17 protein-coding genes are annotated in these 17838 nt (G+C 60.5%); 8 read left to right on the top strand and 9 right to left on the bottom strand.

Going from position 1 to position 17838, the window contains the following annotated elements:
• The coding region (locus EWM57_RS19620) for an OmpA family protein (protein WP_129923012.1) at positions 1 to 551 on the top strand (551 nt) is incomplete at its 5' end.
• 116 nt (positions 552 to 667) lie between these two features.
• Entirely contained in the window at positions 668 to 1444 is a 777-nt protein-coding gene (locus EWM57_RS19625; protein WP_242510152.1) for an endonuclease III domain-containing protein, read from the top strand.
• Between the two features lie 21 nt (positions 1445 to 1465).
• Here EWM57_RS19625 and EWM57_RS19630 read toward each other — a convergent pair whose 3' ends face one another.
• A complete protein-coding gene (locus EWM57_RS19630) occupies positions 1466 to 1954 on the bottom strand; it encodes a hypothetical protein (RefSeq protein WP_129923013.1) in 489 nt (162 codons plus the stop codon).
• Positions 1955 to 2064: 110 nt separating this feature from the next.
• Here EWM57_RS19630 and EWM57_RS19635 point away from each other — a divergent pair, with 110 nt between their 5' ends.
• Positions 2065 to 3048 carry a radical SAM protein gene (locus EWM57_RS19635; RefSeq protein WP_129923014.1) on the top strand — a complete coding sequence of 328 codons (984 nt, stop codon included), beginning with the start codon at positions 2065 to 2067 and terminating at the stop codon, positions 3046 to 3048.
• On the opposite strand, the gene EWM57_RS19640 is transcribed toward EWM57_RS19635, so the two are convergent.
• Positions 3045 to 3566, bottom strand: a complete 522-nt coding sequence (locus EWM57_RS19640; protein WP_129923015.1) for a hypothetical protein — start codon at positions 3564 to 3566, stop codon at positions 3045 to 3047. The genes EWM57_RS19635 and EWM57_RS19640 overlap by 4 nt on opposite strands.
• Before the next feature lie 75 nt (positions 3567 to 3641).
• Here EWM57_RS19640 and EWM57_RS19645 point away from each other — a divergent pair, with 75 nt between their 5' ends.
• Complete coding sequence (locus tag EWM57_RS19645) at positions 3642 to 4157, top strand: gamma carbonic anhydrase family protein (RefSeq protein WP_129923016.1); 516 nt, start codon at positions 3642 to 3644, stop codon at positions 4155 to 4157.
• Between the two features lie 110 nt (positions 4158 to 4267).
• Here the strand turns inward: EWM57_RS19645 and EWM57_RS19650 are convergent, their stop codons facing one another.
• Complete coding sequence (locus tag EWM57_RS19650; RefSeq protein WP_129923017.1) at positions 4268 to 5599, bottom strand: hemolysin family protein; 1332 nt, start codon at positions 5597 to 5599, stop codon at positions 4268 to 4270.
• Between the two features lie 250 nt (positions 5600 to 5849).
• Between EWM57_RS19650 and EWM57_RS19655 the strand changes: the two genes are divergently transcribed.
• Together EWM57_RS19655 and EWM57_RS19660 are read left to right on the top strand one after the other, a co-directional pair.
• Positions 5850 to 8033, top strand: a complete 2184-nt coding sequence (locus EWM57_RS19655) for a protein-disulfide reductase DsbD family protein (protein WP_317128212.1) — start codon at positions 5850 to 5852, stop codon at positions 8031 to 8033.
• Between the two features lie 561 nt (positions 8034 to 8594).
• Entirely contained in the window at positions 8595 to 9059 is a 465-nt protein-coding gene (locus EWM57_RS19660; RefSeq protein WP_129923019.1) for an AsnC family transcriptional regulator, read from the top strand.
• 113 nt (positions 9060 to 9172) lie between these two features.
• Here the strand turns inward: EWM57_RS19660 and EWM57_RS19665 are convergent, their stop codons facing one another.
• Positions 9173 to 9526 (bottom strand): hypothetical protein, encoded by a 354-nt coding sequence (locus tag EWM57_RS19665; protein ID WP_129923020.1) that lies wholly within the window; start codon positions 9524 to 9526, stop codon positions 9173 to 9175.
• Positions 9527 to 9694: 168 nt separating this feature from the next.
• On the opposite strand from EWM57_RS19665, the gene EWM57_RS19670 reads away from it, so the two are divergent.
• Positions 9695 to 10651, top strand: coding sequence for an energy transducer TonB (locus EWM57_RS19670; protein WP_129923021.1), 957 nt, complete (start codon positions 9695 to 9697; stop codon positions 10649 to 10651).
• 78 nt (positions 10652 to 10729) lie between these two features.
• Here EWM57_RS19670 and trxA read toward each other — a convergent pair whose 3' ends face one another.
• From trxA to dnaE, 5 genes are all read right to left on the bottom strand, one after another.
• Positions 10730 to 11059, bottom strand: a complete 330-nt coding sequence (gene trxA, locus EWM57_RS19675; RefSeq protein ID WP_073106571.1) for a thioredoxin — start codon at positions 11057 to 11059, stop codon at positions 10730 to 10732.
• A gap of 156 nt (positions 11060 to 11215) precedes the next feature.
• A complete protein-coding gene (locus EWM57_RS19680) occupies positions 11216 to 11596 on the bottom strand; it encodes a hypothetical protein (protein WP_129923022.1) in 381 nt (126 codons plus the stop codon).
• A 57-nt stretch (positions 11597 to 11653) separates the two neighbouring features.
• Positions 11654 to 12586 carry a TIGR01777 family oxidoreductase gene (locus EWM57_RS19685; protein ID WP_129923023.1) on the bottom strand — a complete coding sequence of 311 codons (933 nt, stop codon included), beginning with the start codon at positions 12584 to 12586 and terminating at the stop codon, positions 11654 to 11656.
• Between the two features lie 122 nt (positions 12587 to 12708).
• Positions 12709 to 13230, bottom strand: coding sequence for a GbsR/MarR family transcriptional regulator (locus EWM57_RS19690; RefSeq protein ID WP_129923024.1), 522 nt, complete (start codon positions 13228 to 13230; stop codon positions 12709 to 12711).
• A gap of 260 nt (positions 13231 to 13490) precedes the next feature.
• Positions 13491 to 17174: a DNA polymerase III subunit alpha gene (gene dnaE / locus EWM57_RS19695; protein ID WP_129923025.1), complete on the bottom strand. Its 3684-nt coding sequence runs from the start codon at positions 17172 to 17174 to the stop codon at positions 13491 to 13493.
• Between the two features lie 259 nt (positions 17175 to 17433).
• Between dnaE and EWM57_RS19700 the strand changes: the two genes are divergently transcribed.
• Positions 17434 to 17838: DUF4249 domain-containing protein (locus tag EWM57_RS19700; RefSeq protein ID WP_129923026.1), on the top strand; the 405-nt coding region annotated here is incomplete at its 3' end.

Here is a 17838-nt window from a genome sequence, read left to right on the forward strand (position 1 = left end):
GCGTGCTGGGCCGCGTGATTGGCGGCAAAAACAGCACCGCCGGTGGTGCTATCATCGGGGCGGCCGTCGGTGGTGGCGCTGGTGCCCTCATCGGCCGTCGCATGGACAAGCAGGCTGCTGAGCTGAAGAAGGAAATGGCCGGTGCCCGCGTGGAGCGCGTCGGGGAAGGCATCAAAATCACCTTCGACTCGGGCCTGCTGTTCGCCAAGAACTCGGCTGCCCTGACCGCCCAGGCCCAGGACAACATTGCTGAGCTGGCTAAGACTCTGATCAAGTACAACGACACCAACGTGCTGGTAGAAGGCCACACCGACACCAGCGGCTCGGACGCCATCAATGACCCTCTGTCGCAGCGTCGGGCCCAGGCCGTAGCCAATTATGCCCAGGGGCAGGGCGTTGACGCTTCGCGCTTCACCGTGACGGGCTACGGCTCGAAGCAGCCCGTAGCCGACAACTCGACCGAGGCTGGCCGTATCGCCAACCGTCGCGTGGAAGTTGCCATCTACGCCAACGAAAAGCTGAAGAAGGCTGCTGAGAAAGGCACCATCTAAACTTCCGGGCCTAATTAAAAAAGGCGGCTCCCTTCCGGGGCCGCCTTTTTTTGTGGCAATACCTGGGCCCGGGCCGGTGCGAATCTGAGCCGCAGCGTAACCCAGTGCCGGCCGCCGTGGTACACCCGGACATGACCACCGATGCCACTACGCTAACGCCGGAGCAGAAAACCTGGCAGAACCACGTGATTCTGCACGAGTTTTACGGCCCTCTGCCGCTGGAGCCGCGCCGTCCGCCCATGCGCGAGCTTATTTCGACGCTGCTTTCGCACCGCACCACGCACGCCGACGAAGAGATGGCCTACGACCGGATGCTGACAGAGTTTGGTGACTGGGAGGGCGTGCTGGCCGCGCCCGTCGGTGCCCTGGCCCACGCCATCCGCACCACCCGCTGGCCCGACACCCAGGCCCCGCGCATCCAGGAAATTCTGGCCCGCATCAAGGCCGAGCAGGGCGCCTTCACGCTGGACTTTCTGGCGAACTGGCAGGTGGAGAAAGGCTTGGAGTGGCTCACCGCCATGCCTGGCATCGGCCTCAAGACTGCCTCATTGGTGCTGCTGTTCAACTTTCAGAAGCCCGTGCTGCCCGTCGATACGCACGTGCACCGGGTGGCCCAGCGCGTGGGCATGATCGGACCGAAAACGTCGGTGGAAAAAGCCCACCAGGTGCTGCTGGCCCAACTGCCCAAAGACCCCGTGGTGCTGCTCAACTTTCACAAGCACAACTACTGGCACGGGCAGCACATCTGCTTTTTCACCAAGCCCGACTGCGCGCGCTGCCCCCTGAAAAGCTTGTGCAACTACTATTTTGAGCACTACGGAGCCCCCACGGCTGAAGCGCTGGCTGCTACGCCCCGACGCTGGGAAAAAAGCTGGGGCGTGCTGCTGCACTAGGCCAGTGGTGGGAGCGGCAGGTTATTGCAGCGCGTTGATTTTGGCGGCCAGCTCATCGACGAAGGGGTAGAGGTAAGTGGGAATATTTTCCTTCTGTCGGTCAATTAGCCAAAACTTTCGCTGCCCATTTTCATTTATCTCCACGTAATAGCCGCCGCCGTCGGTGAAGTCGTGCTGGCCGATGATGCCAACCGGCTGGGTTAGCAGCTGGGCCGGCACTTGCTGGGGCAACTGCCGCACCTGAGCGTACTGGGTGGCCGGCAGCAACTCGTACCGACCGTCGTAGGGAGCCTCCGAGCTGGGGTAGCCATCTTTACGGTCTTCGTAGAGTTGCCGGGCCGCTTTGTCAATCTTGAAAATCTCAATGCAGCTTTCCCCGCGGCAAAACCCGTGGTACCAGCCAAACACCAGATAGTCCTGGGAAGGAGCGGGAGCATCTTTTTCCCGGTCGCAGCCCGTGAGCAGGCTGGTGGCGAGTACACTGGCGAGGATGGTTTTTGCAGAAATCATGGCGGACGGGTTAGCGGGCTGTAGTACTACGAGCCGTTAACGTGCCGGCTGGTTGCATGGTATGGGCCGGCGCTGCCGGGCCGCTTGTTGTTGTCTACCTTTACAATCCTATGCGCCTCGTTCGACATCCGGTTCTGTGCAATTACTACGTCACCTACCGGTGCAATGCGCGCTGCTCATTCTGCGACATTTGGGAAAAACCCTCGCCCTACATTCAGCTGGCCGACGTGGAGCAGAACCTGCGCGACCTGAAAAAGCTGGGCGTGAGCGTGGTCGACTTCACCGGCGGGGAGCCGCTGCTGCACCGGCAGATTCACGAGTTTGTGGGCCTGGCCCACGATATGGGCTTCATCACCACGCTCACCACCAACTGCCTGCTCTACCCGAAGTACGCCGAAAAGCTGCGCGGCAAAGTGGACATGCTGCACTTCAGCCTCGACGCCTCCGAAAAGGAAGTGCACGACAAGGGCCGGGGCGTGGCCTGCTACGATTTCGTGCTCGAAAGCATCCGGGTAGCCAAGGAGCTGGGGGAACGGCCGGATATCCTGTTCACGGTGTTCCGCGAAAACCTGCACGACCTGGAAGCCGTGTACCGCGACATTGCCCAGCCCAACGGCCTGGTGCTGATTCTGAACCCGGCCTTCGAGTACAACGCCGTGGATGCCGGCGAGCAGCTCACCGCGGCGGAGCTCGACTATCTGTCGGCTTTCGGCAAGCGCAAGGGCGTGTATTTGAACGAGGCGTTTATTCAGCTGCGCAAAGACGGCGGCAACCACGTGGCGGCGCCCGTGTGCCGGGCTGCCAGCACCACGCTGGTTATTTCGCCCTCCAACGAGCTGGTGCTGCCCTGCTACCACCTCGGCGAGCAGAAATTTCCCATTAATGGCCAGCTGTTTGATCTCTACCACTCCCCGGAAGTCGGGCGGCTGGTGGCGCTGGAAGGGCGCCTGCCCCAGTGCGAGGGCTGCACCATCAACTGCTACATGCAGCCGAGCTTTGCCGTGGAAATCAATAAGTACTTCTGGCAGGCCCTGCCCAGCACGCTGAAATATAACCTGAGCAAAGGCACCTGGAAGCGGATGCTGGCGCGCTAGCCGATTGTGCCGGCCGGTAAGTTCGCTAATACGGCCCGCAGAGCGTCGGGCTGCTGGGTGCCGAGCAGCAGGCGGTGCCCGTTGCGCAGCGTGAGCTGCAAGCCGTAGGCGCCCGCCACGTTGTAGGCCCGGTTGGCGCCCGAGAGGCCCCGGATACCCCAGCCCCCGTACTCGCCCAGGGGAGAATACTGCCGCACCTCCGCCCGCTGCACGTCGGCCCAAGCTAGCCGCTGCCGGCTCAGCGGGAAAAACCGGTACGAAATGCCCGCGGCGTCGAGCCGGGTTTCGAGCCGGAGCAGGGCAAAAACGCCAACCGTGAGCAGCGTCGGGACGATGAGTACCACGTCGTTGACACCCGCCGGGCTGGGCAGTCGGCGCAGCCCGAGAAAGAAGCTCAGGCTGATAATGGCCGGCAGCGGCAGGGCCAGCCACCACCACGGCCGCCAGAAGTCCTGGCGCTCAACGAACAGGGGCGGTAAATTGGAAGCGGCGGCGGTGGAGCTAGCGGAATAAGCCATAAAGCGAGTAGGGATAAATCAGATTCTAATATTAGGCGTTCTTTGCAAACCCGCTCACTGCTTTATCCTGCCGCTATGCCTGCCCTTTTGCTGCCCGTTCACGGAATCATGCCCCAGTTCGGAGCCAACTGCTTTCTGGCCGATAATGCCACGCTCGTCGGGGACGTGGTGTTGGGCGCCGACTGCACCGTGTGGTTCAACGCCGTTATCCGCGGCGACGTGAACCGCATCCGCATCGGCGACAAAACCAACATCCAGGATGGGGCCGTGCTGCACTGCACCTACCAGAAGGCGGCCACTACCATTGGCTCCCGGGTCAGCATCGGCCACAAGGCCATCGTGCACGGCTGCACCGTCGAGGACGAAGTGCTTATTGGGATGGGTGCCATTGTAATGGATCAGGCCGTGGTGGGAGAGGGCTGCATTATTGCGGCCGGCGCGGTGGTACTCGAAAACACAGTTTGTGAGCCCGGCTACCTGTACGCGGGCATTCCGGCCCGCAAAATCAAGCCCGTCACGGAGGAGCAGCGCGCCAACCTGCGCCGTACCGCCGACAACTACGTGATGTACGCCGGCTGGCTGAAGCCCTGATTGCTGCCGACGCAAAAGTTAACCGGTCGGTGCGGTGCCCCGCATTTTTAGCGCACAAAAATGCCCCGCCGGAGTAGTCCGGCGAGGCTTTTTTGGAGCACAATTCGAGCCTACATATTCAGGGCTTCGTCGGCGGCGGCAGCGCGCTCCTGCGGGTTCGTGACGCGCATCTGCACCAACTCCACCACCCGGCGGGAGCGTTTGAGCACCCGGAACTCGTAGTTGTCGAGCACGGCCACGTCGCCGACTTCCGGGATGCTGCCGTAAATCACGTTCAGCAGTCCGCCCACGGTTTCGTAGTCGCCGCCCTCGGGCAGGGGGTAGGGCAAATACTCGTTGGCGTCCTGAATCGGGGTAGACGTATTGACGCGGTATTCGGTGTCCGAAATCTTTTCCACCACCGGCACCTCGTTGTCGTACTCGTCCTGAATTTCGCCGACGAGTTCCTCGATAATGTCTTCGATGGTCACGATGCCCGACACGCCGCCAAACTCATCGGAGACGATGGCAATGTGCATGTGCTTGCGCTGAAACTGGCGCAGCAGGCGGTTAATCTTCTTGGTTTCGGGTACGAAGTAAGCCGAGCGCATAATCTTCGACAGCACGATGGGCTCGTTACGACGAATGATTTGCAGCAGATCCTTCACGTAGAGAATCCCGACAATGTTGTCGATGTTGTCTTCGTAGACCGGCACCCGGGAGTAGCCCTCACTGTACACAGTTTCGAGCACCTGCTCCTGGGGCGCATTCACGTCGATGGCGGCAATTTTGGTGCGGGGCACCATAATCTGCTTCACCATCCGGTCATTGAATTGGAACACGTTCTCAATCAGCTCGTGCTCCGAGTCCTGGATTTCCCCGCTCTGTTTGCTTTGGTCGAGCAGCAGGCGCAGCTCGTCGGCGGAATGGGCCTCGGAGCCGTGCGTGACCTGCCCGCCAAACCAGCCCGCCACCAAGTTCGACAGCGAGTTGAGCAGCACGATAAACGGATAGGTAATGAAGGCGAAGGCCCGCAGGGGAATGGCAATGGCCATGCTCATGCTTTCGGGCTTTTGAATAGCCAGCACCTTGGGCGCCTGCTCCCCGAGCACAATGTGCAGCATGGTAATGAGCGTGAACGAGGTAACGAGCGCCACAGTGTGCACCGTTGCGGGAGCCAGCGTAATGTTGAACTTGGCAATGATGGCCATGACGACCTCCGCCACCACACTTTCCCCGATCCAACCCAGGGCCAGGGAGGCCAGCGTGATGCCGAGCTGGGTGGCCGAGAGGTAGTAGTTCAGATCATGGAGCATGCTCTGCACGAGCTTGGCCAGGCGGTTGCCGCTCTGCGCCTTGATGTCGATCTGAGATATGCGGACTTTGACGAATGCAAATTCGGCTGCCACGAAAAATCCGTTCAGCAAAACGAGCAGAACGGTGAGTAATATCTTTAAGGCCATAGGTGCGGAAGCTTCGGCTCGGACGGCACAGCTCCCTTTGTGTCTCAAAAGTACGGGATTTCGCCCAAGCAGTTCCGGCCGAGTTAGAAACGAGTCAGAAATAGGCGCTGCCGGCCCGCCCAGGGCCCCTGGTTCACCGGCGGGAAACTATATGTGTCATAAGTTTGTGACACTTCCTGCCGTACTTTGTTGCTTGCCAACTTTCTCATTGACCTTTCGCTGCTCCATGCGTGCTCTTTCAATAACAGGTTTGCTTGTCTTCCTCCTGCTGCTGGCCGGGGGCAGCTGGGCCCAGGTTCTGACTCCCACCAAGCTCAGCGCCTCGACCAGTAAGTCGGCGGTAAAGGTGGGGGAGGAGCTGGAGCTGGTCGTGACGGCCCGCATCGACCCGAACTGGCACCTGTACGCCACCGACTTCGACCCCGACTTGGGCCCAACGGTGTTCACGTTCAGCTTCGTGCCCAGCCCCGCCTACGAGGTAGTGGGCGCGCCCAAGTCGGTGGGGACCAAGAAAAAGTTTGACGACGTTTTTAAGGGTGACATCACCTACTTCGAGAAAACCGGCCAGATCCGCCAGCGCATCCGCGTGCTACAGCCCGGGACGCTGACTATCAAGGCCACCGCCGACTACCAGACCTGCACCGACGTGGACGGCCGCTGCGTACCCGGCTCCGACGCGCTGAGCTTCGGGCCCATCGAGGCCACTGGTACCGCCGTGGCCCCGGCGGCCAAGGCCACTGGCGCCGTAACGCCGGCCCCGGCCGACCCCGGCACGACCCCGGCCCAGGTGGCGGCCTCGCCCGCCGCTACTACTGGCCCCGCGGTGGCCGCAACTCCTATCGATACTGCTGCGGCTGCTACTACCCCGGCGGCGACCCCGGGCGCAGCTACCACGGCTGGCCCGGCTACGGCGGCCGTTGCCGCGCCGGCTATAGCAGCAGCCCCCGCCGCGCCCGAAAGCGGGGGGCTGTGGAGCTTTGGCTTCCTGGCTTTTCTCTCCGGACTAGCCGCGCTGATTACGCCCTGCGTATTTCCGATGGTGCCCATGACCGTGTCCTTTTTCACGGGTAGCTCCGACAACCGCCGCCAGGGCATCTTAAAGGCATTGGTCTACGGTCTGTCGATTATTTTGATCTACACTATCATCGGCGTAATCGTGGCCCGGCTGCTGGGTGAGGACGGGCCCAACTTCATGGCCACGCACTGGCTGCCCAACCTGATTTTCTTCGCCGTCTTCGTGGTCTTCGGCCTGTCGTTTCTGGGCTTATTCGAAATTACTCTGCCCCACGCTCTAGTCAATAAAGCTGATGCCCAGGCCGACAAAGGCGGCTGGCTGGGGGTGTTCTTCATGGCTTTCACGCTGGTGCTAGTGTCGTTTTCCTGCACCGGACCCATCGTGGCCACGGTGCTGGGGCTGGCCGCCCGGGGCCAAACTATTATGCCCGTCGTGGGCATGTTCGGCTTTTCGCTGGCCTTTGCGCTGCCCTTCACCCTGTTCGCCATTTTCCCTTCCTGGCTGAAGGGGCTGCCCCGCTCTGGCGGCTGGCTCAACACCGTGAAAGTGGTGCTGGGCTTTATTGAGCTGATGCTGGCGCTGAAATTCCTGAGTATGGCCGATTTGGCCTACCACTGGAACCTGCTGCCCCGCGACCTGTATATCGTGCTCTGGATTACGCTTTCCGGCCTGCTGGGCATGTACCTGCTGGGCAAGTACAAGCTTTCCCACGACAGCGACCTGAGCCACCTCAGCGTGGGGCGCCTGCTGATGGCCGTGCTGGCCTTCGGCTTCATGGTGTATCTGATTCCGGGCTTGTTTGGGGCCCCGCTGCCCCTGCTGGCCGGCTACCTGCCCCCGCAGAGCAACCACGACTTTTCACTGAATGGCACGGCCGCCGCGGCCGTGCCGGCCCGGAGCACGCTCTGCGAAACGCCGCGCTACGGTGAGTTTCTGGAGCTGCCCCACCAGCTGCCGGGCTACTTCGACCTGGAGCAGGCCAAGCGCTGCGCCAAAGCCCAGCACAAACCTATCTTCATCGACTTCACTGGCCACGCCTGCGTCAACTGCCGCAAGATGGAAGCCACCGTCTGGAGCGACCCGCAGGTGCTGGAGCGCCTGCGCGACAAATACGTGGTAGTGGCCCTCTACGTCGACGACAAGGCCGAGCTGCCCAAGAACGAGTGGTACACGTCGCCCCGCGACCAGCAGCTCAAAACTACCTTGGGCAAGCAGAACGCCGATTTGCAAGTCACCCGCTACGGCGTCAATGCCCAGCCCTACTACGTGCTGCTCGACCCCGAAGACCCGGCCGGTAAGCCCCTAGTAACGCCGCTGGCCTACGAGCCGTCGGTGGAGGAATTCCTGAAATTTCTGGATGCGGGCCTGCGCCAATATCAGCAGCAGGGCAGCCCGCTGGCCGTGCAAACGCCCCGGTAAGGGCGGGGGCGCAAGCAGAATATTTGCCGCAAAGAAAGCCGCCTGGTGGAACCTGGGCGGCTGAATTCACAATACTTGCCCGAAAAATGGCGTTCTTTGCGCAAAATCAGATCTGAGGGCAGACCCGTGAACGGTTTACTGAGGCAGAACGACAAGGGCACTAAAAAAGGCTGCACCCACCCAGATGCAGCCTCTTATAGAGGCGCTGTACCCACCCAGATACAGCCACTCAGCAATAAGAACGTACCCACCCAGATACGTTCCCGTTTTTCCCTCCTCACATTATCCACTCAAAGCTGTAGCAGAAGGGTTCGATTCTTCCTGGTGCGGGCAACTGGCCGTCAGGCCAGTTTTTCCGATTTACCACCTTCGCGAGAGGAAGCCGCATCTGCCAGTTTCATCATTCTACAGGAGAAGCCCAACGCCGTTTGCATCGGATTATGACAAATGTAATATTTGAGGCGTAGAAATAAAATATCTTCATTGGAACAGGGCATAAATTGCATTCTTTTTAATTTGATACGCCTATTTTTCAAATATAGGCAAACAAAGAACTAAAAAATGGCTCGTAATTACGAACTTGATGACACCGACCGGAAAATTCTGGCGCTTCTCATTGAAGATGCCAAAATCCCCTACACGGAAATAGCCCGTAAGGTGCACGTGTCGGGCGGGACGGTGCACGTGCGCATGGCCCGGCTCGAGGAACTGGGAATTGTGAAGGGAGCCACCCTGAAAATGGACTACCAGAAGCTCGGCTACGGCGTTAACGCCTTTCTGGGTATCTACCTGCTTAAGAGCTCCGTCTACAATAGCGTGGCCGAGCAGCTGCGGGAAATTCCGGAGGTGGTCAGCATTCATTTCACCACCGGCAACTACGGCGTCTTTGCCCGCCTCGTCTGCCGCGACACCCAGCACCTGCGCGACGTTCTCCACGACCGGGTGCAGCTAATCGAGGGCATTGAGCGCACCGAAACGCTCATCTCGCTCGAAGAAACGCTTAACCGCCCCATCCAGCTCCTGTAAAGCCGCTCTGCTATCCTGGCCGGCGCACCTATAGCTCAAGCTTCAAAGCATACGAAAGCCCTCCTCTGGTTGCAGAAGAGGGCTTTTGCGTGCCCGCCCCGGCGGGACTACCGCTACTTGGTGGTCCGCGTTTTGGCCGTGGTAGTGGTTTTGTTGGTTTTGTAGCGCATGTCAGCTGTGCCGTCTTTTTTGAGCGGGCCCGTCACGGTGGTGCTGGCCGAAGTCGTTTTGTTTTCCTTGTAGCGCCGGTCCGGCGTGCCATCGGCCTTGAGCTTGGCGCTGCTAGTGGTAGTGGCCGACTTGGTCATGGTGGTGCGGGCCGCAGTGGGCGGCGTGGTGACTCGGGAGCGGGTCAAGACTGCCGACTGCTGGTGAGTTGTCGTCGTGGTGGCGGCGGGGGAAGTTTGGGCCAGCGCGGCGGAGGTGAGCAGGCCGGCCAAGGACAGAATGGCAAAGAGACGTTTCATGCGCAAAAAGTGGAGTGGGGTGAGACCATGCCGCGGGCCAGGCTTTGGCCGCCAGCCTATTATACTAATGAAATATAGTATTTTTCCTGATATGAGCTTGCCCGGTTTTGGGGGAAATAGGGTAAGTATGTATCTTTCCTAGACTGACCCCACTTGCTCTAGCGCCCCATGAAAGCCTGCGTCGTTGCGTTGTCGTTGCTACTGGCTCTTGTTTCCACCGGATTCGGGCAAACCATGCCGGCTGTTTACCTCAATGCCCACGACGAGGAAACCGTACCCGACAGCGCCACTCACTACCGCCTGGTCGACCGGCAGGGGGAAAGCGGCTACGCCATGCGCGAATACTCGCTCACTGGCACGTTGCTGCTGCGCGGCACGCTCTCGTCCATTGAGCCGCCCGTGCGCAACGGCCTACTGACCTGGTATCATCCCAACGGTGCTAAGGCGGGACAGGTCCACTACCTCGACGACGAGGCCGACGGCGTGTACGTGTCGTGGTACGAGGATGGGCACGTGAGCCAGCGCGGGGAGTATGCCGATGGGCAGCGGGTAGGCCGCTGGCTGAGCGTGCACCGCAATGGCCAGAAACGCTCCCGCGGGGAGTACGTGGCCGGCCGGCAGCACGGGGAGTGGCGCTACTACTACGATACGGGCCAGCCCAGCGCCATTGAGCACCTCGACCGGGGCCGCAGCCTGAGTCTGACGTTTTTCAATGCCGACGGCTCGGCATACCACGATTTGCCCCACCGGCGGCAGCCGGCCCAGTTTCCCGGCGGCGAGGCGGCTCTGCTCCAGTACCTAGCCCGCAACACGGTGTACCCCAAGGCGGCCCGGCGCAAGAACATCACCGGCAAGGTGTACGTGTCGTACACGGTGGGGGAAGACGGCCGGGTGGGGCAGGTGCGCGTGATTCGGGGCGTGTCGGCGGAAGTGGATACCGAGGCCCGACGCGTGGTGGGCTCCCTGCCGGCGTTCCGGCCGGGCCGGGAGTACAACGTGCCCACGGCCATGACCTACACGCTGCCCATCCTGTTTGCGCCCAACTTCAAGATTTTCGGGGGTGTGAAAGCCACCCAGAGTCCGCCCACGGAGGCTTGGGCCGGCAACCCCGACGAAACCTACTAACCCGCCCCGGCGGCCCAACACTAAAAAGCCCCGTTCCAGCGCTGGAACGGGGCTTTTTAGTGTTGTCAAGCGCTATGCTTAGGCCGTAACCTGGGCGTCGAGCTTCTGGGCCAGTACGTGCTTCGGCACAGCACCCACTTGCTTGTCGACCACTTGGCCGTTCTTGAACACGAGCAGGGTCGGGATGCTGCGGATGCCGAACTTGGCGGAAGTCTGGGGGTTGGAGTCGACGTCGACTTTGCCGATAACGACGCGGCCTTCGTACTCGCCGGCCAGCTCTTCTACTACCGGGCCCACCATGCGGCAGGGGCCGCACCACTCGGCCCAGAAATCCACGAGCACGGGCTTATCAGAATTGATGATCTGGTCGAAATTAGCATCGGTGATTTCGATGGCTTTGTGTCCCATAATAGTAGGGGGTTTGTGTGTTGAGTTATCCAGCTGCTTACGAGCATTGGGGCCGCAAGGTAGCAGATTGCGAGTTCAACAAGACGCGGGCCGGAAAGTTCAAACCGACAGAGTGGCACAGCCCGGTTCTGACTCAGCGAGTTGGCGGGGACGGCGCTATTTATCCAGCACGTAGTCCAGGGTGCGGGCTTCGGCCTTGGCGCGGCTGCGGAGCTTGTAGAACACGTAGAGGTTGAAGAAGTGCATGGCCCCCAGAATCAGGATGATCGTGCCGAGCTTGATGCTGAGCGTCTCCACGGTTTGCTGGTAGCTGTGAATGTCATCTTGACTGCGCAGGTACAAGGTGGCATACCCGATGTTGATTAAGTAGAAGCCCGTCAGCAGTAGCTTGTTCACGGAATCGGCCAGGGCTTCGTTGCCGTGGAAGATGTCGATGAGGAAAGTGCGGCCGTTGGTGAACAGCGTGCGGGCCACCCAGATGGTCAGCAGCACGGAAACCAGCAGGTAGACGGCGTACACGAGCAGATAGTAGTTCATGGCGGTAAGGGGTTGGAAGGTGAAAAAAGAAATATTTAGGGGTGAGTCAGCAGGGGGTTAGGCGTGGGTCAGGGCCGCCACGGCCTGGGCGGCAGTGGGGTAGCTAAACTGGAAACCCAGCTCCAGCAGGCGCGCGGGCACCACCTTGCGGCTTTTCAGAATCAGCTCGGTTTCGGTGCGCAGCGCGAAGGCCCCGAGTTCAAGCAGCCACCGGGGCTGAGGTAGCCGCAGCCAGGGCCGGAATCGCTGGGCCAGCAGGGCGTTGAAGTCGCGGTTGGGCAGGGGCACCGGGGCGCACACGTTGAAGGCCCCGCTTTCCGTGGTTTGGAAGGCCAGAAACTCCACGGCCCGGCAGAAGTCGTCGATGTGCAGCCAGCTGACCCACTGGTCGCCGCCGCCCTGCGGGGTGCATAAGCCTAGCTTGGCTAGCTTGGTGAGCACCGGAAAGGCCCCGCCGTCGGTCCCGAGCACGATGGAAGTGCGCAGGGCCACCTTGCGGGTGCGGGGCGCCTTGGCGGCCCGGAAAGCCTCTTCCCAGGCCGTAGCCACGCGCACGGAAAATCCCCGGCCCAGCAGCCCCCGGGCCTCGGTATTGGCCGGCGCGTCGGCGCGGGTGTCGTCATATATGGTAGCGGTGGAGGAATTCAGCCAGACCAGGGGCGGGGTGTGGCACCGAGCTACGGCCTGGCCCAGTACTCGGGTGCTGTCGAGGCGGCTGGTCAGGATTTCGCGCTGGTTGGCCTCAGTGTAGCGGCAGTCGACGGAGCGGCCCGCCAGGTTGATCAGCGCCACAGCATTTTCCAGCTCCGCAGCCCAGGGCCCGAGGGTCCGGCCATCCCAGGCCACGTGATTAGGCGCCATCCGCCGGGCGCGGCTGAGCACAATAACGCGGTAGTTGAGCTGCTCGAAGTAGCGTTGCAGGTGCCGGCCCAGGAAGCTGGTGCCGCCGGCAAGAACAAACTTGGGCTGGCTGTTGGCGTGACTATGCATGATCAGAAAGTTGGAAAGGCGAGAGAAAAAGGCGGCTGCGGAGTCCATATCGAAATATTGAGCATGTTTATTTGTATAGAACTTTCAATAAAAATTGAAACATAGTAAGCAAAAAAAAGCTGCTACGAACCCGGGCGCATCAACTTCATGAAGGTGCTCAGGAACCAGTTCTCATCGGCTTTGATGAGGGTGGAGGCAGCCCGGTCGGCAAAATTGGCGAAGCTCTGGATGCTGCCGACCATCTGGTTGAAGGCCGCAATTTCCTCGGGCGAGTTGGCCGGCGCGGGCTCCACCTGGCTGATTTCGCCCAGCACCCGCATAATGGGCTCCAGTTCCCGTTTGCGGCGTTCCTTGAGAATGAGCGTGGCCACTTTGTGAATGTCCTTTTCGGCCGAGAAAAACTCCCGCCGCTCCCCGGGCCGGAGCTCCTTGCGCACGATGCCCCAGTCCATGAGGGCGCGCACATTCATGTTCACGTTGCCCCGCGAAATCTGCAACTGGTCCATGATGTCCTCAGTGCTCAGCGCCGCGGGCGACACCAGCAGCAGGGCGTGCACCTGCGCCATCGTCCGGCTTACGCCCCAGGCTGAGCCCAGGGTGCCCCAGCCTTCGGTAAATTTGCGCTTGGCTTCGTCGAGTTGCATGGTTCAAATGTAGAAGAAGATTTTAAACTTTCAATAAAAAATGAAAGTTTATTTTCGAGCTGCTGAATCTGCCTAAAAAAGAACGTCATGCTGAGCCCCGCGAAGCATCTTTACTGCAATGACAAATGAATAGCATTGCGGTAGAGATGCTTCGCGGGGCTCAGCATGACGGTTACTTTGGCAACGACAGCACGCGAGATTCCTCGGTCTCTGCTTGAAGCGCAGAATGCTCGGAATGACGTTCTATTACCTCTACCAGTCTATATCAGCTGGCAAGCGTCGATGTCCATGGCGCGCATCTGGCGGATAAACTCCTTGGGCTCGATGCGGTAGCGGCGGGAGTAGGTATCCACGGCGAGGTGCTCGTGGGGCTCGGCGAACTTGATTTCGAGCTTCTTGGAGCCCGCGCAGCCTTCCACGGCTTCCATAAAGCGGTCCATAAAGGGTTCGGTGATGGTGCGCAAATCCAGCTGCACCCGCACGCCGTTGGCCAGCTTTTCGGCCACGTTGAACAGGGGCTCCATGGTCATGATCTTAAACTCGAACTGGTCGGAGTCGCGGAAGCGCTGGGCGTACTTGCCGCGGATGAACATGGGCGGTACCTGCTCCTTGTCGTAGTTGCGGGGGTTGATGATGCTCGAAAACTTGGTGTAGTCGTCGCGGAACAGGGCCAGGTTCAGCGAGGAGTCGTAGTCTTCCACGTTGAACGAGACGAAGGGCTGGCCGGTCTTGGTGGTCTTGAAGAGCACGTTGGAAATCAGGCCGGCCACGGTCACGTCGCGGTTTTTGTAGTTCTCAATCTTATCCAGCCCGCAGGTGCAGTAGGAATCAATTTCGAGCTTGAAGTCGTCCAAGGGGTGGCCCGAGAGGTAGAAGCCCACGATTTCCTTTTCCCGGCGCAGCTTCTCGGTGGGGCTCCAGGGCTCCAGGTCCTGAATCTTGGGCATCGGGATGGCCATTTCGCCGCCCCCGCCGCCGAACAAACTCTGCTGGGCCGATTCCTTGGCCGCCTGGTGCTGCTGGCCCACCTTCATGGCCTTTTCGATGAGGTTCTGGTCGCCGCCGGGCGCTTCCAAAAACTGGCGGCGGTGGTAACGGTCGAACGAATCGAAGGCGCCGGCCTGGGCCATGCTCTCGAAGGTTTTCTTGTTCACGGCCCGCAGGTTCACGCGCCGGGCAAAGTCGAAAATGTCGGCGTAAGGCCCGTTTTTGTCGCGCTCCTGCACGATTTCCTCCACCGCGGCCTCGCCCGAACCCTTCATGGCAGCCATGCCGAAGCGAATCTGGCCCTGGGCGTTGACGTTGAACTTCAGGATGGATTCGTTCACGTCGGGGCCGAGCACGGCCACGCCCTGCTTGCGGGCTTCCTCGATGAAGAACGTGACCTTCTTGATGTCGCCCATGTTGTTGGTGAGCACGGCGGCCATGTACTCAGCGGGGTAATGGGCCTTGAGGTAGCCGGTCTGGTAGGCCACGACGGAGTAGGCGGCGGAGTGGGAGCGGTTGAAGCCGTAGGCCGCAAACTTCTCCATCACGTCGAATACCTCGTTGGCTTTCTTGGCCTTGATGCCATGCAGCTTCTCGGCGCCTTCGCAGAATTTCTCCCGCTCCAGGGCCATCTTCTTCATGTCCTTCTTACCCATGGCCCGGCGCAAGAGGTCGGCGCCGCCCAGGGAGTAGCCGGCCAGAATCTGGGCCGTCTGCATGATCTGTTCCTGGTACACCATGATGCCCTGGGAGTAGTTCAGGATGGGCTCCAGCAGCTCGTGGGGGTAGTCTACCGTCTCACGGCCGTGCTTGCGGTTGATGAAGTTCGGAATGAACTGCATCGGGCCCGGCCGGTACAGGGCGTTCATGGCAATCAGGTCCTCGATGTTGGTCGGCTTGAGGTCCTTGAGGTACATGCGCATGCCCTCGCTCTCGAACTGGAACGTGCCGATGGTGTCGCCGCGCTGGTAGAGCTCGTAGGTTTTGGGGTCGTCAATCGGAATGTCGTCGATGTCGATTTTGACGCCGTGGTTTTTCTCGATCAGGTTGATGGCATCGACGATGATGGTCAGGGTTTTCAGCCCCAGAAAGTCCATTTTGAGCATCCCCGCGCTTTCGATGACCTTGCCGTCGAACTGGGTGATGAGCAGGTCCGAGTCTTTCGACGTCGAAACCGGAATGTACTTGGTGATGTCGTCGGGCGCGATGATGACGCCGGCGGCGTGGATACCGGTGTTGCGCACCGAGCCTTCGAGCTTGCGGGCCAGGCGCAGAATCTGCCCGCGCAGGTTGTCGGGGGCCTCGTCGCGGAGGATGTAGTCGAGCTCAGGATTTTCGGCGAAGGCCTTTTCCAGGGTCGTACCCACCTGGTCGGGCACCATCTTCACCAGGTCGTTGGCAATGGGCAGGGGTAGCTCCATGGCCCGCGACACGTCCTTAATCGACGATTTGGCGGCCATGGTGCCGAAAGTGATAATCTGGGCCACCTGGGTTTTGCCGTACTTATCCACCACGTAGTCGATGACGCGCTGGCGGTTCACGTCGTCGAAGTCGATGTCGATATCGGGCATGGACACCCGCTCCGGGTTCAGGAAACGCTCGAACAGCAGCGAGTACTTAATCGGGTCGATGTTGGTGATGCCGATGCAGTAGGCCACTGCTGAGCCCGCCGCCGAGCCCCGGCCGGGCCCGATGGCCACGCCTTTGTTGCGGCCGTGGTTGATAAAGTCCTGGGTGATGAGGAAGTAGCCGGCGAAGCCCATGGTTTCAATCACGCGCAGTTCGTAGTCCAGGCGCTCCTCAATTTCCGGAGTCCGCTCCGAGTAGCGGGCTTTAGCTCCCTCGAAGGCCCCCTTGAAGGTGAGGTGGCGCAAAAAGGCGTCGGCGGTGGGGTGTTCGGGAGGCAGGGGGAAGTTGGGGAGCAGAATATCACGCTGAAGCTTGGGCGGCGTGATTTTATCCACGATTTCGTTCGTGTTGTCCACGCTTTCGGGCACGTCGGCGAACAGGGCGTTCATCTCCGCCTGGTTCTTAAAGTAGAACTGGTCGTTGGCGAAGCCGAAGCGGGCCCGGGGCCGGGGGCTCTGGGCTTCCTCGTCGATGCGCTGGAGCTGGCGGCGGATGTGGGCATCCTGTCCCGAAAGGTGGCGCAGGTTGTCGAGGTGGTCGTAGTGAACCTTGTTGTCCTGGGAAATCAGGCGGAAATACTGGGTCTGGAAGTCGCCGACCGGGATGCTGTGCTCCTCGCCGGTGTTCACGCAGAGCAGAATGTCGTGGGGCGCGAAGTCGGTCTGCTCGACGTAGTGCGAGTCGTTGGTGCAAATCACCTTCACGTTGTACTTCTTGGCCAGGCCCAGCAGCACCTGGTTCACGTCCTCCTGGCTTTTGCCGGTGCCGTCGAAGTTCATCAGCCCGTGGCGCTGAATTTCGATGTAGTAGTCGTCCTCGAACACGTCGAGCCACCACTTGAGCAGCTCCTCAGCCTGGGCCTCGCCCTGAAACAGGATGGCCTGGGGAATTTCGGCCCCGATGCAGCAGGAGGTGGCAATCAGGCCCTCGTGGTACTTAAGCAGCAGCTCCTTATCGATGCGCGGAAACTTTGAGTACACGCCCTCGATAAAGCTCATCGAGCAGAGCTTGGAGAGGTTGTGGTAGCCGGCCTGGTCCTTGGCCAGCAAGAGCTGGTGGTAACGCTTGTCCCGCTCGCCCTTTTCGCGGCTGAAGGTCTTTTTGTGGCGGTCCTCGACCATGTAGAACTCGCAGCCCACAATCGGCTTCACGTTGTACTTGTTGGCCTCGGCCACGAAGTTGAACGCCCCGAACATGTTGCCGTGGTCGGTGAGGGCTACGGCCGGCATCCCGTCGGCCTGGGCCTTCTTCATCAGGGCCGAAATGCTGGCCTGGCCATCAAGCAAAGAGTACTGGGTGTGGGAGTGCAGGTGCGAGAAGACGGGCATGGCGGAGGGGAAGGCTGAAATTCGGAATGCTGAAGTACAAATTCCCGGCCGACTACTAATGCAGCAATCAGCCTTCATAATTCAGGATTTACTAGGGTAAAGTTACCATTGGTGGCCGGGAAAGGAAAGTTGTTTAAGCGCTGGTTTTTGCGTAATCACTCTAGCCGCGCCGGGGGTAGGCCACCCGGTAAACAGACCCTTGGAATGACGGGTTTCCGGTTATCTTTGGGAATTCTAGTTTATTCTTACCCAGGTTCTAATGGCTACTTTATCTATCCGTCTGGGGGCCTTACTGCTGTGGGCCCTGCTGGCGGGGTGCGTAGATAAATACGCGCCGGACGTCATTGCCAACCCGAGCAGCTTCCTGGTCGTGGACGGCAGCATCAACGCGGCCGGCGTCACCAGCATCCGCCTCACGCGCACCGTGGCGCTGCAAAACAAGGGCGCCGCGCCGGCCGAGGCCAAGGCCAGCGTCTACATCGAGGAAGAGGGCGGGCGGCGCTACCCCTTGAACGAGGCTCAGCCCGGCACCTACCGCTCGGCCAGTCTGGCGCTGGCCACCGGCACGAAGGTGCGCCTGCGCATCCGCACGGGCCGCGAGCAGGAGTACGGCTCCGACTTTGTGGCCGTCAAAACCACCCCGCCCATCGACTCCGTGACCTGG

It is taken from the genome of Hymenobacter persicinus, from assembly GCF_004167665.1.
GTDB lineage: Bacteria > Bacteroidota > Bacteroidia > Cytophagales > Hymenobacteraceae > Hymenobacter > Hymenobacter persicinus.

Excerpts from the sequence above, each read along its gene's own strand:
- EWM57_RS19630 (WP_129923013.1), bottom strand. The coding sequence starts at position 1,954 with ATGATTTCTGCAAAAACCATCCTCGCCAGTGTACTCGCCACCAGCCTG.
- EWM57_RS19635 (WP_129923014.1), top strand. The coding sequence starts at position 2,065 with ATGCGCCTCGTTCGACATCCGGTTCTGTGCAATTACTACGTCACCTAC.
- EWM57_RS19640 (WP_129923015.1), bottom strand. The coding sequence starts at position 3,566 with ATGGCTTATTCCGCTAGCTCCACCGCCGCCGCTTCCAATTTACCGCCC.
- EWM57_RS19645 (WP_129923016.1), top strand. The coding sequence starts at position 3,642 with ATGCCTGCCCTTTTGCTGCCCGTTCACGGAATCATGCCCCAGTTCGGA.
- EWM57_RS19650 (WP_129923017.1), bottom strand. The coding sequence starts at position 5,599 with ATGGCCTTAAAGATATTACTCACCGTTCTGCTCGTTTTGCTGAACGGA.
- EWM57_RS19660 (WP_129923019.1), top strand. The coding sequence starts at position 8,595 with ATGGCTCGTAATTACGAACTTGATGACACCGACCGGAAAATTCTGGCG.
- EWM57_RS19665 (WP_129923020.1), bottom strand. The coding sequence starts at position 9,526 with ATGAAACGTCTCTTTGCCATTCTGTCCTTGGCCGGCCTGCTCACCTCC.
- EWM57_RS19670 (WP_129923021.1), top strand. The coding sequence starts at position 9,695 with ATGAAAGCCTGCGTCGTTGCGTTGTCGTTGCTACTGGCTCTTGTTTCC.
- trxA (WP_073106571.1), bottom strand. The coding sequence starts at position 11,059 with ATGGGACACAAAGCCATCGAAATCACCGATGCTAATTTCGACCAGATC.
- EWM57_RS19680 (WP_129923022.1), bottom strand. The coding sequence starts at position 11,596 with ATGAACTACTATCTGCTCGTGTACGCCGTCTACCTGCTGGTTTCCGTG.
- EWM57_RS19685 (WP_129923023.1), bottom strand. The coding sequence starts at position 12,586 with ATGCATAGTCACGCCAACAGCCAGCCCAAGTTTGTTCTTGCCGGCGGC.
- EWM57_RS19690 (WP_129923024.1), bottom strand. The coding sequence starts at position 13,230 with ATGCAACTCGACGAAGCCAAGCGCAAATTTACCGAAGGCTGGGGCACC.
- dnaE (WP_129923025.1), bottom strand. The coding sequence starts at position 17,174 with ATGCCCGTCTTCTCGCACCTGCACTCCCACACCCAGTACTCTTTGCTT.